This is a genomic window from Cupriavidus sp. WGlv3 (assembly GCF_023952475.1).
Lineage (GTDB): Bacteria > Pseudomonadota > Gammaproteobacteria > Burkholderiales > Burkholderiaceae > Cupriavidus > Cupriavidus phytorum.
In genome coordinates, this window is sequence record NZ_JALHRX010000002.1 from 345,006 (window position 1) to 358,488 (window position 13,483).

General features: G+C 70.7%; 13 protein-coding genes. 7 read left to right on the forward strand and 6 right to left on the reverse strand.

The window, feature by feature from the left end; all coding sequences use genetic code 11:
• The first annotated feature begins 205 nt into the window (after positions 1-205).
• From hpnD to MKD38_RS04965, 3 genes are read left to right on the forward strand one after another with little or no spacing between them, the layout of a single operon-like run.
• On the forward strand, positions 206-1,069 hold the full coding sequence (gene hpnD, locus MKD38_RS04955) for a presqualene diphosphate synthase HpnD (protein WP_252674931.1): 864 nt from the start codon (positions 206-208) through the stop codon (positions 1,067-1,069).
• A 56-nt stretch (positions 1,070-1,125) separates the two neighbouring features.
• A complete protein-coding gene (gene shc, locus MKD38_RS04960; protein WP_252674932.1) occupies positions 1,126-3,177 on the forward strand; it encodes a squalene--hopene cyclase in 2,052 nt (683 codons plus the stop codon).
• Positions 3,174-3,866 carry a phosphorylase gene (locus tag MKD38_RS04965; RefSeq protein ID WP_252675330.1) on the forward strand — a complete coding sequence of 231 codons (693 nt, stop codon included), beginning with the start codon at positions 3,174-3,176 and terminating at the stop codon, positions 3,864-3,866. The genes shc and MKD38_RS04965 overlap by 4 nt, the downstream gene beginning before the upstream one ends.
• A 56-nt stretch (positions 3,867-3,922) precedes the next feature.
• Here MKD38_RS04965 and MKD38_RS04970 read toward each other — a convergent pair whose 3' ends face one another.
• On the reverse strand, positions 3,923-5,188 hold the full coding sequence (locus tag MKD38_RS04970; RefSeq protein ID WP_252674933.1) for an Hsp70 family protein: 1,266 nt from the start codon (positions 5,186-5,188) through the stop codon (positions 3,923-3,925).
• Between the two features lie 231 nt (positions 5,189-5,419).
• Between MKD38_RS04970 and MKD38_RS04975 the strand changes: the two genes are divergently transcribed.
• Positions 5,420-6,619: a CaiB/BaiF CoA transferase family protein gene (locus MKD38_RS04975; RefSeq protein ID WP_252674934.1), complete on the forward strand. Its 1,200-nt coding sequence runs from the start codon at positions 5,420-5,422 to the stop codon at positions 6,617-6,619.
• Entirely contained in the window at positions 6,616-7,479 is an 864-nt protein-coding gene (locus MKD38_RS04980) for a citryl-CoA lyase (RefSeq protein WP_252674935.1), read from the forward strand. Before MKD38_RS04975 ends, MKD38_RS04980 begins: the two co-directional genes overlap by 4 nt.
• A 48-nt stretch (positions 7,480-7,527) precedes the next feature.
• Here the strand turns inward: MKD38_RS04980 and MKD38_RS04985 are convergent, their stop codons facing one another.
• Together MKD38_RS04985 and MKD38_RS04990 are read right to left on the reverse strand one after the other, a co-directional pair.
• Positions 7,528-8,775, reverse strand: coding sequence for a GGDEF domain-containing protein (locus tag MKD38_RS04985; protein ID WP_252674936.1), 1,248 nt, complete (start codon positions 8,773-8,775; stop codon positions 7,528-7,530).
• Positions 8,776-8,986: 211 nt separating this feature from the next.
• Positions 8,987-9,736 carry an IclR family transcriptional regulator gene (locus MKD38_RS04990; protein WP_252674937.1) on the reverse strand — a complete coding sequence of 250 codons (750 nt, stop codon included), beginning with the start codon at positions 9,734-9,736 and terminating at the stop codon, positions 8,987-8,989.
• A gap of 414 nt (positions 9,737-10,150) precedes the next feature.
• On the opposite strand from MKD38_RS04990, the gene MKD38_RS04995 reads away from it, so the two are divergent.
• Positions 10,151-10,384 (forward strand): IclR family transcriptional regulator, encoded by a 234-nt coding sequence (locus MKD38_RS04995; protein ID WP_252674938.1) that lies wholly within the window; start codon positions 10,151-10,153, stop codon positions 10,382-10,384.
• Between the two features lie 162 nt (positions 10,385-10,546).
• Positions 10,547-10,912 carry a helix-turn-helix domain-containing protein gene (locus MKD38_RS05000; RefSeq protein WP_252674939.1) on the forward strand — a complete coding sequence of 122 codons (366 nt, stop codon included), beginning with the start codon at positions 10,547-10,549 and terminating at the stop codon, positions 10,910-10,912.
• Between the two features lie 2 nt (positions 10,913-10,914).
• Here the strand turns inward: MKD38_RS05000 and MKD38_RS05005 are convergent, their stop codons facing one another.
• From MKD38_RS05005 to MKD38_RS05015, 3 genes are all read right to left on the reverse strand, one after another.
• A complete protein-coding gene (locus MKD38_RS05005) occupies positions 10,915-11,685 on the reverse strand; it encodes a class I SAM-dependent methyltransferase (protein ID WP_252674940.1) in 771 nt (256 codons plus the stop codon).
• A 61-nt stretch (positions 11,686-11,746) separates the two neighbouring features.
• A complete protein-coding gene (locus MKD38_RS05010; protein WP_252674941.1) occupies positions 11,747-12,628 on the reverse strand; it encodes an ABC transporter permease in 882 nt (293 codons plus the stop codon).
• 16 nt (positions 12,629-12,644) lie between these two features.
• Positions 12,645-13,481, reverse strand: coding sequence for an ABC transporter ATP-binding protein (locus MKD38_RS05015; RefSeq protein ID WP_252674942.1), 837 nt, complete (start codon positions 13,479-13,481; stop codon positions 12,645-12,647).
• Positions 13,482-13,483: the final 2 nt, after the last annotated feature.

A 13,483-nucleotide genomic window follows, 5' to 3' on the forward strand; every position in this document is an offset into this window, starting at 1 on the left:
TGGTCCCGACGGACCAGCCGGCACCAAAGCCCCGCAGCCTTGCGGGGCTTTTTGTTTTGGGGCGCGCCATACTGCAGCACGGTCGCGGCCGCGCCGTTGCAGGTGAAATTGCTATAATCGCCCGACCCACAACCACCTCCCGGGCCCATGCGCGCCAATGCCGCGCGGCCGGCGCGGGACGGTAAGCAGCGTGTCGAGGAGTTACGTGGCCGGTACTCAGATCGCAGCTTCAGACAGCCGTGCCGCCGTCGGCGGCCAGGCTGGTTCCGCCGCCTCGTCGGGCAGTTCCTTCCATGCCGCGCTGCGCATCCTGCCGGCCGCACAGCGCCAGGCCATGTTCGAGATCTATGCGTTCTGCCGCGCCGTCGACGATATCGCCGACGGCGATACGCCGCATGCCGAGCGCCTGGCCGCGCTCGACGCCTGGCGGCGCGACGTCGAGGCCTGCTACGCCGGCAACCCGCCCGCGCCGCTGCAGCCGCTGTGCGCGCAGATCCGCGCCTTCAATCTGCAGCAGGCCGACTTCGTCGCCGTGATCGACGGCATGACCATGGACGTGGTGCAGGATATCCGCGCCCCCGATGCCGCCACCCTCGACCTGTACTGCGACCGCGTGGCCAGCGCGGTGGGCCGGCTGGCGGTGCGCGTGTTCGGGATGGAGACGGATTGCGGCATTGCGCTGGCGCACCACCTGGGCCGTGCGCTGCAGCTGACCAATATCCTGCGCGATATCGACGAGGATGCCGCCATCGGGCGGCTCTACCTCCCGGCCGAGGCGCTGGCGGCGGCCGGCATCGCGGCCGCCACGCCCGCAGCCGTGGCCGCGCACCCGGCGCTGGGCCAGGCGTGCGCCGCCGTGGCGCGCGAGGCCCAGGCCCACTATGACCAGGCCGAGGCCATCATGGCGCGCTGCCCGGCACGCCAGGTGCGTTCGCCGCGCATCATGGCCGAGGTCTACCACCGCATCCTGGCGCGGCTGTGCGCGCAGGGCTGGCGGGCGCCGCGCCAGCGCGTGCGCCTGCCGCGCGCGCAATTGCTCTGGATCATGCTGCGCCACGCCATTGCCTGAGCGCGGCATGTCATATGCCGGTGCCCGCCACGCGTGCGCCGGCACAAGGAGGCTGCATGTCGATGAACGAGACCGCCTTTGCCAACGCCGCGCCGCAGGTGGATTCCGCGCAGCGTGAGACGGCCGGCCCGCAGCAAGCGCCGGCGACGCGCCTGACCGCGCCGGCACTCGACCATGGCATCGGCTGCGCCCTCGACGCCCTGCTGCACCAGCAGCGCCCCGACGGCCACTGGGTCTACGAACTCGAAGCCGACGCCACCATCCCCGCCGAATACGTGCTGATGGTGCACTACCTCGGCGAAGAGCCCGACCTCGACCTGGAAGCGCGCATGGCGCGCTACCTGCGCCGCATCCAGAACCCGGACGGCGGCTGGCCGCTGTTCCATCAGGGCCGCTCCGACGTCAGTGCCAGCGTCAAGGCATATTTCGCATTGAAGATGGCGGGCGACGATCCGCAATCGGCGCCAATGCAGCGCGCGCGCCAGGCGATCCATGCCATGGGCGGGGCCGAGGCCAGCAACGTGTTCACGCGCACGCTGCTGGCGCTGTACGGCGTGCTGCCATGGAAAGCGGTGCCGATGATGCCGGTCGAGATCATGCTGCTGCCGCGCTGGTTTCCGTTCCACCTGTCCAAGGTCTCGTACTGGGCCCGCACGGTGATCGTGCCGCTGCTGGTGCTCAACAGCCTGCGCCCGCAGGCGCGCAACCCGCGCGGGGTCGGCATCAACGAACTCTTCGTCGGCAACTGCCACACCGTGGGCCTGCCGCCGCGCGCGGCCCACCAGCATGCCGGCTGGTACACGGTGTTCCGCGGGCTCGATGCACTGCTGCGCGTGGCCGAGCCGCTGTTCCCGCGCACGCTGCGCCGGCGCGCCATTGCCGCGGCACAGCGCTTCGTGCGCGAGCGCCTCAACGGCGAGGACGGCCTGGGCGCGATCTTCCCGGCGATGGCCAACAGCGTGATGATGTTCGACGTGCTGGGCGTGCCGCCCGACGATCCGGCGCGCGCGGTGGCGCGGCGTTCGCTCGAGCGCCTGCTGGTCGAGCACGGCGACGAGGCCTATTGCCAGCCCTGCCTGTCGCCGGTCTGGGATACCGCGCTGGCCACGCACGCGCTGCTGGAAACCGGCGACGCGCGCGCGGCGCAGGCCGCCGGGCGGGCGCTGGACTGGCTCAGGCCGCTGCAGGTGCTGGACCTGCGCGGTGACTGGGCGGTGCGCCGCCCGCTGGTGCGTCCCGGCGGCTGGGCCTTCCAGTACGCCAACGCCTACTACCCCGACGTCGACGACACCGCGGTGGTGGCCGCCGCCATGGACCGCTTCATGCGCGCGCACCATGCGCCGGGGCGCTATGGCGACGCGGTCGCGCGCGCCACCGAGTGGATCGTCGGCATGCAGAGCGGCAACGGCGGCTGGGGCGCATTCGAGCCCGAGAACACGCACCTGTACCTGAACAACATTCCCTTCGCCGACCACGGCGCGCTGCTGGACCCGCCCTCCGCTGACGTGTCGGCACGCTGCCTGTCGATGCTGTGCCAGACCGGCGCCACCCCCGGCAAGAGCGAGCCCGCCGCGCGCGCGCTGCGCTACCTGCTGGCCGAGCAGATGCCCGACGGCAGCTGGTTCGGCCGCTGGGGCACCAACTACATCTACGGCACCTGGAGCGCGCTGTGCGCGCTGAACGCCGCCGGCCTGCCGCCCACAGCGCCCGAGTTGCAGCGCGCGGTGGCGTGGCTGGCGCGGATCCAGAACGCCGACGGCGGCTGGGGCGAGGACGGCAGCAGCTACCGGCTCGACTACCGCGGCTACGAGCCCGCGCCCAGCGTGGCCTCGCAAAGCGCGTGGGCGCTGCTGGCAATGATGGCGGCGGGCGCCGCGCAGCATCCGGCGGTGGCGCGCGGCATCGACTACCTGCTGCGCACGCAGCAGGCCGGCGGGCTGTGGCACGAGCCACGCTTTACCGCCGTGGGCTTCCCGCGCGTGTTCTACCTGCGCTATCACGGCTATGCGCGCTACTTCCCGTTGTGGGCGCTGGCGCGCTACCGCAACCTGCAGCGCGGCCAGATGGGCCAGATGGGCCAGCGCGGCCAGGTGTCGTGGGGTCTGTGACGGCGCCGTTCGTGCTGGTCGTCACCGGCATGGCGTTCGAGGCGCGCATCGCGGCCGGGCCGCACTGCCGCGTGGTGCACGGCGTGCGCGGCCTGGCGCTGGAGCAAGAGGTGTCGGCAATGGCCAGCCGGCACTGCATGGGCATCCTCAGCTTTGGCGTGGCGGGCGGGCTGGAGCCGACGCTGGCGCCGGGCGATGTGGTGCTGGCGGATGCTGTGTGTGCGCCCGGCGAGCGCTACGACACCGATACCACCTGGACGCGCGCCATGCACGCAGCGCTGCCGCACGCGCGCATCGGCACCGCGGCCGGAGCCGACCAGCCGGTCCTGACGGTGGCCGCCAAGGCCTCGCTGCACCGGGCCACGGGGGCGCTGTGCGTCGACATGGAATCGCACCTGGCCGCGCGCATGGCGGCGGCGTGCCGGCTGCCATTCGCGGCTTGCCGCGTGATCATCGATCCGGCTTCTCGTTCCGTGCCGGCGGCCGCCGCGGCTGGCATGGGCGATGACGGCAAGACCGATGTGGCCGCGGTGCTGGGCGGGCTGCTGCGCGCGCCGCGGGAACTACCGGCGCTGCTGCGCCTGGCCGGCGATGCCGCAGCCGCGCGGGGCGCGCTGCGGGCGGCAAGGCTGGCGCTGGGCGATGCCTTTGGCCTGCGCGACATGCGCTCGCGGCAAGCTGACTTTTGATGGGATACTCCCTCTCCCCGCTTGCGGAAGAGGGGAGCAAACCTAACCCCCTCCGCTCACCCAAACTTCCTCACCGCATCCAGCGCCAGCCCGCTGCCGATGCTGCCGAACCGGTCCCCTTCCACGCAGCGCGCCTCGGGCAGAAGCGCTGCCAGCCGCTGGCGCAGCAGCGGCACGCTGCTGGAACCGCCGGTAAAGAAGATGGTATCGACCGCGGCGCCGCGCACGCCGGCGTCGGCCAGCAGCTTGTGCACGGTCTGCTCGGTCTTTGTCACCAGCTTGTCGATCGAAGCATCGAACTCGTCGCGCGTGATGGTCAGCGACAGGCCCGGTTCCAGCCGGTGCAGGTCCACCTCGGTGCTGTCTGTGTCCGACAGCGCGATCTTGGCGCCTTCGACCTGGATCGCCAGCCAGTGCCCGGCGCGCTCGCGGATCAGCCGCACCAGGCGGTCGAGCTTGACCGTGTCGGCCGCGTCGCGATAGTTGTCCATCACCAGCGACCACGCCTTGCGTGTATAGAGCAGGTTGATGGTGTGCCAGCTGGCCAGGTCGAAATACTGGCTCGACGGCATCGCCTTGCCGTTGCGCAGCGCGCTGCCCAGGCCCAGCAGCGGCATTGCGCGCGCCAGGCTGAGCGCGCGGTCGAAGTCGGTGCCGCCAATGTGCACGCCGCCGTTGGCCAGGATGTCGTCGCGCCGGTCGCTGCGCGCGGCGCGCTCGGGCGACAGCCGCACCAGCGAAAAGTCCGAGGTGCCGCCGCCGATATCGACGACCAGCACCAGTTCCTCGCGCCTGATGCCGGCCTCGTAGTCGAAGGCCGCCGCGATCGGCTCATACTGGAACGCGATCTCGCTGAAGCCCGCGTTGCGCGCGATCCCGGCCAGCGTGTCTTCGGCCAGCTGGTCGGCCACCGGATCCTCGTCGATAAAGAACACCGGACGCCCCAGCACCGCGCGCGAGAAGCCGGTGCCGGCGGCCTGCTCGGCGCGCGTCTTCAGCTCGCCGATGAAATGCGCCAGCAGCTTGCGGAACGGCATGGCCTGGCCCATCACCTCGGTGCTGTCGTCCATCATCGAGGTGCCCAGCAGGCTCTTGAGCGACCGCATCAGCCGGCCCTCGTAGCCCGCCAGGTAGTCGCCCAGCGCGGCGCGGCCGTAGCTGACCAGCGGATCCTCGGCATGGAAAAAGATCACCGACGGCAGCGTCGCCTTGCCATCCTCCAGCGGCAGCAGCGCGGTCGCGCTGCCGGGGCGGCTCCAGCCCACCGTCGAGTTGGACGTGCCGAAATCCAGGCCGCATGCGTTTGACATCTTCGATTCCATTTTCCTGCCAGCAAAGTGGCCCGCGCGGCGCAAGGCACTCGCGGGCGGGGGCGCTATTGTAGGGCAGCGACCGGGTCCGTGCCCGTCGGGCTCCGCCCGCCATGCCAGGCGCACGGATGAGTCCAGCCTTGACAGAGATGCGAGGCGGCTCCTATGCTGCGTCTGTTCTTTATAAAAGATCGTTGTTCTGTTGTACGGAATACACTGTGCAACGGAGATCTTACCCGCGCCATGCAAAAACCGTTACGAAACGTCCGCGTGCTCGACCTCACCAATGTGCTGGCCGGGCCCTTTTGCTGCCACCAGCTGGCCCACCTCGGCGCCGAAGTGATCAAGGTCGAAACTCCCGGCAGCGGCGACCTGGCGCGCCAGCTCGGCGCCGACCCGGAGTTGAACCAGCGCCTGATGGGCGTGTCGTTCCTGGCGCAGAACCCGGGCAAGCAGTCGGTCACCCTGAACCTGAAGCACGCCAGGGGCAAGGCCGTGTTCCGCAAGCTGGTGCAAAGCGCCGACGTGGTGGTCGAGAACTTCCGGCCGGGCGTGATGGAACGCCTGGGACTGGGCTATGAAAGCCTGAAGCAGGACAACCCGCGGCTGATTTACTGTGCGATCTCGGGCTTCGGCCAGGACGGGCCGCTCGCGGGGCTGCCCGCCTATGACCAGATCATCCAGGGCATGGCCGGCGTGATGCAGATCACCGGCGACGCGCACAGCGCGCCGCTGCGGGTGGGCTATCCGGTGTCCGACACCATCGGCGGGCTGACCGCGGCGCTGGCGGTGTCGGCGGCGCTGGCCGACACCGGGCGCACCGAGGGCTATTTCATCGACGTTTCGATGCTCGAGGCGACGCTGGCCACGATGGGCTGGGCGGTATCCAACCACCTGATCGCGGGCCGGGCGCCCACGCCGATGGGCAACGAGAACATGACCGCGAGCCCGTCCGGCACCTTCCGCACCGCCGACGGCCTGCTCAATATCGCCGCCAACAAGCAGGAACAGTTCGAAGCGCTGTGCCGCGTGGTGGGCCACCCGGCACTGGCTGACGATGCGCGCTTCGCGCAGCGGCAGGCGCGGCTGGCCAACCGGGCCGCGCTGACGCAGGCGCTCGAAGCCGAACTGGCGACCCGGCCGGCCGCCGAGTGGTGGCCGCTGCTGACCGCGGCCGGCGTGCCGGCGGGGCCGGTGCTGGACGTGCCGCAGACGCTGGCCCATCCGCAGGTCAGCGAGCGCGGCATGATCGGCGACTTTGCCGATGCCCCCGGGGTGGGCCGCGACATCCGCGTGGTGCGCACCGGCTTCAAGCTCAACCGCGAAGCGCCGGCGGTCGACACGCCGCCGCCGCAACTGGGCCAGCACACGCGCCAGGTGCTGGGCAGCCTGGGCTACAGCGATGCGGACATCGATGCACTGAACCGGGAGGGTGCGATATGAGCGGCAGCCAGACACAGGACGACGGCATGGATGCGGGCCAGCAACTGTCGCAGGACTGGTGGCGCACCGGCATCATCGACATGCGCCCGGGCGAGATCCGCTACCGCGGCTACCCGATCGAGCAGCTGATCGGCCGGGTGTCGTTCGCGCAGATGATCTGGCTGATGCTGCGCGGCGAGCTGCCCGGGCCGGGCCAGGGCGAACTGCTGGACGCGGCGCTGATGGCCGCGGTCGACCATGGCCCGCAGGCGCCCAGCATCGCCATCGCGCGCATGGCCGCAACGTGCGGCGTGGGGCTGAACAATGCCATGGCGTCGGCCGTCAACGTGCTGGGCGACGTGCATGGCGGCGCGGGCGAGCAGGCGGTGGCGCTGTACCAGGACGTGGCGCAGCGGCTGGACGCCGGCAGCGCGATGGCGCTGGCGGTCGAAGACGCGCTGCGGCACTACCGCGACCTGCACGGCAGGTACGTCGGCGGCTTCGGCCACCGCTTCCATCCGGTCGATCCGCGCGCGCCGCGGCTGCTGGCGCTGGTCGCGCAGGCGGCGGAAGACGGCGTGGTGAGCGGCCGCTACGCGGGCATCGCGCGCGCGGTCGAGGCGGCGCTCGGCGCTGGGCGCGGCAAGCCGATCCCGATGAACATCGATGGCGCCACCGCGGTGATCTACGCCGAACTGGGCTTTGCCGCGCCGCTGGCGCGCGGGCTGTTCTGCCTGTCGCGCTCCGTCGGCATCCTCGCGCACGCGTGGGAGCAGCAGTGCGAGGGCGGGCGCAACAAGGGCCCGATGCCGCGCCAGTTCCTGTGGACCTATGACGGCGCGCCGCCGCGCGACGTGCCGGAGCCTGGCACCCGGCCCTGAGCAGCAAAAGGCCGAGGCAAGGCCTGGCGGCAAGACCTGCTTGCGCGCTCAGCCGGCCAGGTCCGGTTCCGGCTCGAGCAGCGGCACAGCCGCCGGGCTGGGCGCGGGCTCCGCCATCGACGATGCCAGCACATAACGGTCGCGCCCATGCGCCTTGGCGTGGTAGAGCGCGCGGTCGGCATCGGCGAACAGGGTCCGCCACAGCGCCTCACGGCTGCCCGCGCCGCCGCGCAGCTGCGCCACGCCGATGCTGACGCTGGCATGGCCGCGCCCGGCGGGCAAGGCGATCGCATGCACCTTGCGCAGCACGCGGTTGGCCAGTGCCGAGGCCTGCTGCTCGTCGGTATGCGGGCACAGCACGCAGAACTCTTCGCCGCCGTAGCGCCCGGCCACGTCCGAGGCGCGACGCGAGTTGTCCAGCGCCTGCGCCACTTCGCGCAGCACTGCATCGCCGGCGTGGTGGCCGCAGCTGTCGTTGACCTGCTTGAAATAGTCGATATCGATCACCAGGCACGACAGCGGCTGGCCGTCGCGCTGCCAGCGCGCCACCAGCGACAGCGCCGACATCTCCAGCGCGCCACGGTTGAGCAGCCCGGTCAGGGCGTCGATGCGCGCGCCGCTTTCGTTGTGCGCGACGATCTGCTCCATCGCCATCACGGTAAAGCCGAACAGCCCCAGCAGCGTGGCGATCAGCGGCGCCAGCACCCAGGCCGAACCGGCCGGGCCGGCGAAGAACAGGGTCAGCGGCGCCGCACCCGCACCGCCCGGCGGCAGGCTCATGGCATGGCTGAAGCCCGCCAGCTGCGTCGCCAGCTGCACCAGGCTGGCCACCAGCACCAGCGGCGCCCCGATGCTGCGGCGCCCGCGCCCGGCGCGCGCCAGCGTGGCGAAGGTGGCCAGCGACACCAGCGCCAGCACGCCATAGACGATGCGCAGCACCAGCTGCGGGCCTTCGGGCAGGCCGCTGGAGGCCGCCATCAGGCCGAGCACGATCGCGCCCGCCCCTGCCAGCGCGCCCGGATGCGCCGGCACGCCGTAGTAGACCCGCACGCCGCGGTAAATCAGCAGCCAGCCGGCGACGAAGGCGAATGCGCCCAGCGTGCCGAGCTGGCCGGTGCCGCTGGCCGCGCTGACCGCCAGCGCCAGGCCCGCGGCCGACACCAGCACATGGCCGAAGGCCCACAGCCGCCCCGCCGTACTCGCGCGCAGCGCGAACACCAGCCCCGCCGCGATGACCAGCGTGCCGCAGAAAAACACCATCATCACCACCGCAATGGTCTGCTGGTCCAGGTGCAAGGGATTTCCTCAAGGATGCCGTCCGCCTGCCGTCAATATCGATCGGCGGGCATCAGGCCACGGGGGCGCGACGCGAGGCATGCGGGCGCTGATTTCAACAGATGTGACGTGCGCTGTTTTTCATGCCAGCCGCATGATAGCCCGTGCCGGCGCTGGCTTGGCACCCCCTGCAAGCCGGGTCGGGTGCACTGCACCCCGCCGCGGTTTACGGTCAGTCCGGGACTGCCGATGCCGGGGTGGCCTGCGGCGCCGTGCCGCCGAGCGCGCGCGTCAGCGAGCGCGCTGCCTGCAGCACATCGTCGCGGAAAGCGTCGCGGTAGCGCACCGCCGGACAGGTCAGCGTCAGCGCGCCGGCCAGCACACCGCCCGGGCCGAATACCGGCGCGGACACGCCAGCCAGATCGGGGCTGCGGTCGCCGACCAGCGCCGCCACGCCGTCCTGCCGGATCCGGTCATAGAGCTCGCCGGGTTCGCCGGCAAAGGCGCGCAGCACGCGCGCGCCGGCGCCGCGGTCGCGCGGCAGCAACTCGCCCGCGCGCACGTGGTCGCGCACCGGCTGTGGCGAATCGACGCGGTACAGGCACAGCCGATGCTCGCCCTGTTCGACGTGAAAGGCCGCGCTCTCGCGCGTCGCGTTAACCAGTTCGCGCAGCGTCGGCATCACCACCGCCTCGAGCGAGAACGACGCCGCATAGACCGCGTGCAGCCGCGCCACCTGAGGCCCCAGCCCATAGCGGCCATCGGCATGGCGCAGCACCAGCCCGGCGTGTTCGAGCGATGCCAGCAGGCGCAGCAGCGTGCTCTTGTAGAGACCGCTGCGCTGCGCCAGTTCGGCCAGCGCCAACGCGCCATCTCCCAGGCGGAACACCGACAGCACGAACAGGGCACGGTCCACGGCGATGGCGCCGCCGGCGGCGGCGTGCTTGTCGGCTTCGGAAACCTGTGCGGCTTTGCGTGGCATGGCGGGCAGCGGGTGATGAACCCTGAAGGCGTTGGGTCAAAACGATGCGCCACCCTATAGAACGCTCCTGGGGTTGTCAATGCGCTCCGGGCGGGGCCATGTGCGGTGGCGTCGACGCACGCACGCTTGCCGGTGGCGTTTTTCTGCAACACCCATAAACGCTGTCCGGCCGGAGCGCGCGTTCGCGCAAGCGCCTTTTGCATCCGCTGGACCCCGCATGCGCCACATCGCTTGCCCCGCGCTTAGCCTATTCGCCACTCCTGGCTTTGCAAGCGGAATCAGCGGGGTAAATCCCCCTGGCTTTTGCTTTAGCGGCCGCTGCAGCGGATGGATAGAATCATGCGTTGCTCAACTTCGCACCATCCTGCTGTTTCCGCCGCAATGTCTCATCGCCGTGCTATTCCCGACCTTGGTATGACCGTTCCCGCACTCTCGCTTGGTGCCATCCTGGACGACCTGCGCAGCGCCCCGCGGCCGCTGACCTCCGCGGAATACACATACCTGGCCCAGCTGCGGCAACGCATCGTCACCGGCGACGCCGACCTGTGGACCACGCTCGAAACCGCGGGCGTGCCGTGCAGCGAACGCCGCCTGTCGCCGGACGTGGTGCTGGCATTGACCGCGATCGGCCAGTTGCCGATGCACTGACTGCGTCGCTGCCGCACGCCTCGCCGGAAGATTCCGCGCTGCATTTCTGAATCCGGCTGCTCACCTGCCCGGCGCCGCCCCGCTACGATCGATCCACTTCGATCCGCCGGGGACCCGTAGCAGCGCGCGAGCGCGACACCGCCCCCCGGCCATGACATGGGCATGGCTTACCGACTCATCAACCGGCGCGTCTCCTTTCTCTCCTTGCGTGTCTTTGTCGCGCTGATGCAGCATCGCGACGCCAGCCGCGCCGCGCAGGCGCTCGGCATCCAGCCGCAACGACTCCATTACCAGATCCGCCAGCTCGAGGCCGCGCTCGGCAGGCCGCTGTTCCAGACCTGCGGCACGAGCTGGCTGCCGACCGCGGCCGGGTTCAATGCCTTGCCCAAGATCCGCGCCATGCTCGAGATCTGGGAGCAGGTCCAGGCCAGCACCCGCGCGCGGCGCCGTGCGGAAGCGGAGCGGCAGCGCGAGCGCTGCGCGGTGCGCGTCGGCGCGGCATTCTGGGTGCGGCAGGCGACCATGTAGGCTCAGGCGAGCCGTTCGCAGTGATAGGTCTCGGTGCGGTACGGGAAGGCGACCTCGGCGCGGTCCGACAGCGCCGGATGCTGGTCGATGAGCGCGTGCAGGCGCGCACGCACGCGCGCTTGCTCCGGCTCGGGCAGCGACGCAATGAAACTGACCGACATGACGCGATCCACGATCACCTGCGGTGGCGGCCCCACATGCGCGTAGGGCAGGCTCTGCAGCGCCAGCGGCCCGAAGCCCTCGGCGGGAAACACCCGCTTCCAGTCACCCTTGTAGAAGCGCGGGGCGTCGCCTTCATACGGCGCCATGATGGCAGTCAGCTGCGCCACCCAGTCCACGCTTTCATCCCGGACGTTCCATACCAGTCCGAGCTGGCCACCGGGGCGCAGCACGCGGCGAATCTCCCCCAGCGCGCGCGCGTTGGCAAACCAGTGGAACGCCTGTGCGCAGACTACGGCGTCGACGCTGGCGTCTGGCAGTGGGATCGCCTCGGCGCTGCCCTCCAGGGCTTGCACCGGCGCCACCGCGTGCGCCAGCTGCGCACGCATCTGCGCCACCGGCTCCACCGCGATCACCGTGGCGCCGGTCTGCACCAGCCGGCGCGTGAACTTGCCGGTGCCAGCCCCGAGATCGAGCACGACGCGGCCGGCATGCAAACCCAGCGCATCGCGCAGCCAGGTGTCGATCTCGGCGGGGTAGTCGGGGCGTCCGAGCGCGTAGGTATCGGCCTGGCTGGCGAATCCCTGGGCGGCGGCTTGATGGATGGCGGTCATGGGCAGGCTCCGGTGCGTTACCGGAGCCGTAGCCTACGCGCCTGCGCGGCATCGGACAAGGCTATTGCTGCATGCCCCAGCGGCGCACCGTCAGCCGCTCCAGCGTGGTAAACACCAGGCCCTCGACCAGCAGCCCGATCAGGATTACCGCGGCCAGCCCCGCGAATACGCGGTCGGTATAGAGCTCATTGCGGTTCTGGAAGATGAACCAGCCCAGTCCGCCCTGCCCTGACGACGCGCCGAACACCAGTTCGGCGGCGATCAGCGTGCGCCAGGCAAAGGCCCAGCCGATCTTCAGGCCCGACAGGATCGCCGGCAGCGCCGCCGGCACCAGCACCAGCGCGACATAGCGCAGGCCGCGCAGGCCGTAGTTGCGCCCGGCCATGCGCAGCGTGGGGGGTACCGCGCGGAAGCCGGCGTACATGTTCAGCGCGAGCGGCCACAGCACCGAATGGATCAGCACGAACACCAGGCTGCCCGTGCCAAGCCCGAACCACAGCAGCGCCAGCGGCAACAGCGCAATCGCCGGCAACGGGTTGAACATGGCGGTAAGGGTGTCCAGCAGGTCGCGCCCCAGGCGCGTCGATACCGCCAGCGAGGTCAGCACGAACGCCAGCACGATGCCGGCGGCATAGCCGCGCAGCAGCACCGACAGCGAGATCGCCGCCTTGCCCGGCAGCTCGCCGCTGGCCACTGCCTCGGCAAAGGCTCGCATCGTGGCCAGACACGACGGCAGCAGCAGGTCGTTGTCCTGCACGCGCGCCACCAGTTCCCAGATCAGCCCGAGCGCCAGCAGGATCACCGCCTTGCGCAGCCAGCCGTGTTGCCACAGGCGCTGGTGCCACGGCAGCGCGCGCGCAAGCGGGGCCTCGGTGAATGGCTCGGGCTCGCGTTCGTATTCGGGCCGCAGCGTGTCGGCCAGTGTCAGTGTCGGTTGCGTCATGATGCGAGGTCCCGGTTCAGCGGCCCGACGCGCTGCGCGCACGCGGCGCGGCCTCGGCGGCGGGCTGGTCGAACAGCATGGTGTGGATGCGTTGCGCGGCGGCCTGGAATTCGGCGCCGCCCTGGCTGGCCAGGCTGAACTGGTGGCTGTTGAGCTCCGCGCGCACGCGGCCCGGGTGCGGCGACAGCAGCAGGATGCGGCTGCCCACCACCAGCGCCTCTTCGATCGAATGCGTAACGAACATCAAGGTGAAGGCCGCGTCGTCCCACAGCGCCAGCAGCTCTTCCTGCATGCGCCGGCGCGTGAGCGCGTCCAGCGCGGCAAAGGGCTCGTCCATCAGCAGCACCTTGGGGCGCATGGCCAGCGCGCGCGCGATCGCCACGCGCTGCTTCATGCCGCCCGACAGCGTATGCGGGTAGGCATCGGCAAAATCGGCCAGCCCGACCTTGTGCAGGCTGTCCAGCGCCAGCTCGCGCGCCTCCGCCCGCGACAGCTTGCGCGCCTGCCGCAGCGGAAACATCACGTTCTGCACCACCGTTTTCCACGGCGGCAGCTGGTCGAACTCCTGGAACACCACGATGCGGTCCGGGCCGGGCTGCAGCACCCGCCGGCCTTCGAGCCGGATCTCGCCCTCGCTGGGCGGAACGAATCCGGCAACCGCCTTCAGCAGCGTGGACTTGCCGCAGCCGGACGGGCCCAGCAGCACGAAGCGGTCGCCGGCATGCACGTCGAAGCTGACGCGATGGGTGGCGCGCACGATGCGCTCTGGCGTGCGGTACTCCAGCGACACGCCGTCGACCTGCAGCAACGGCGTGGCGCGCTCCGACACCACGCGCAGGTTATGCGTGGCCATGC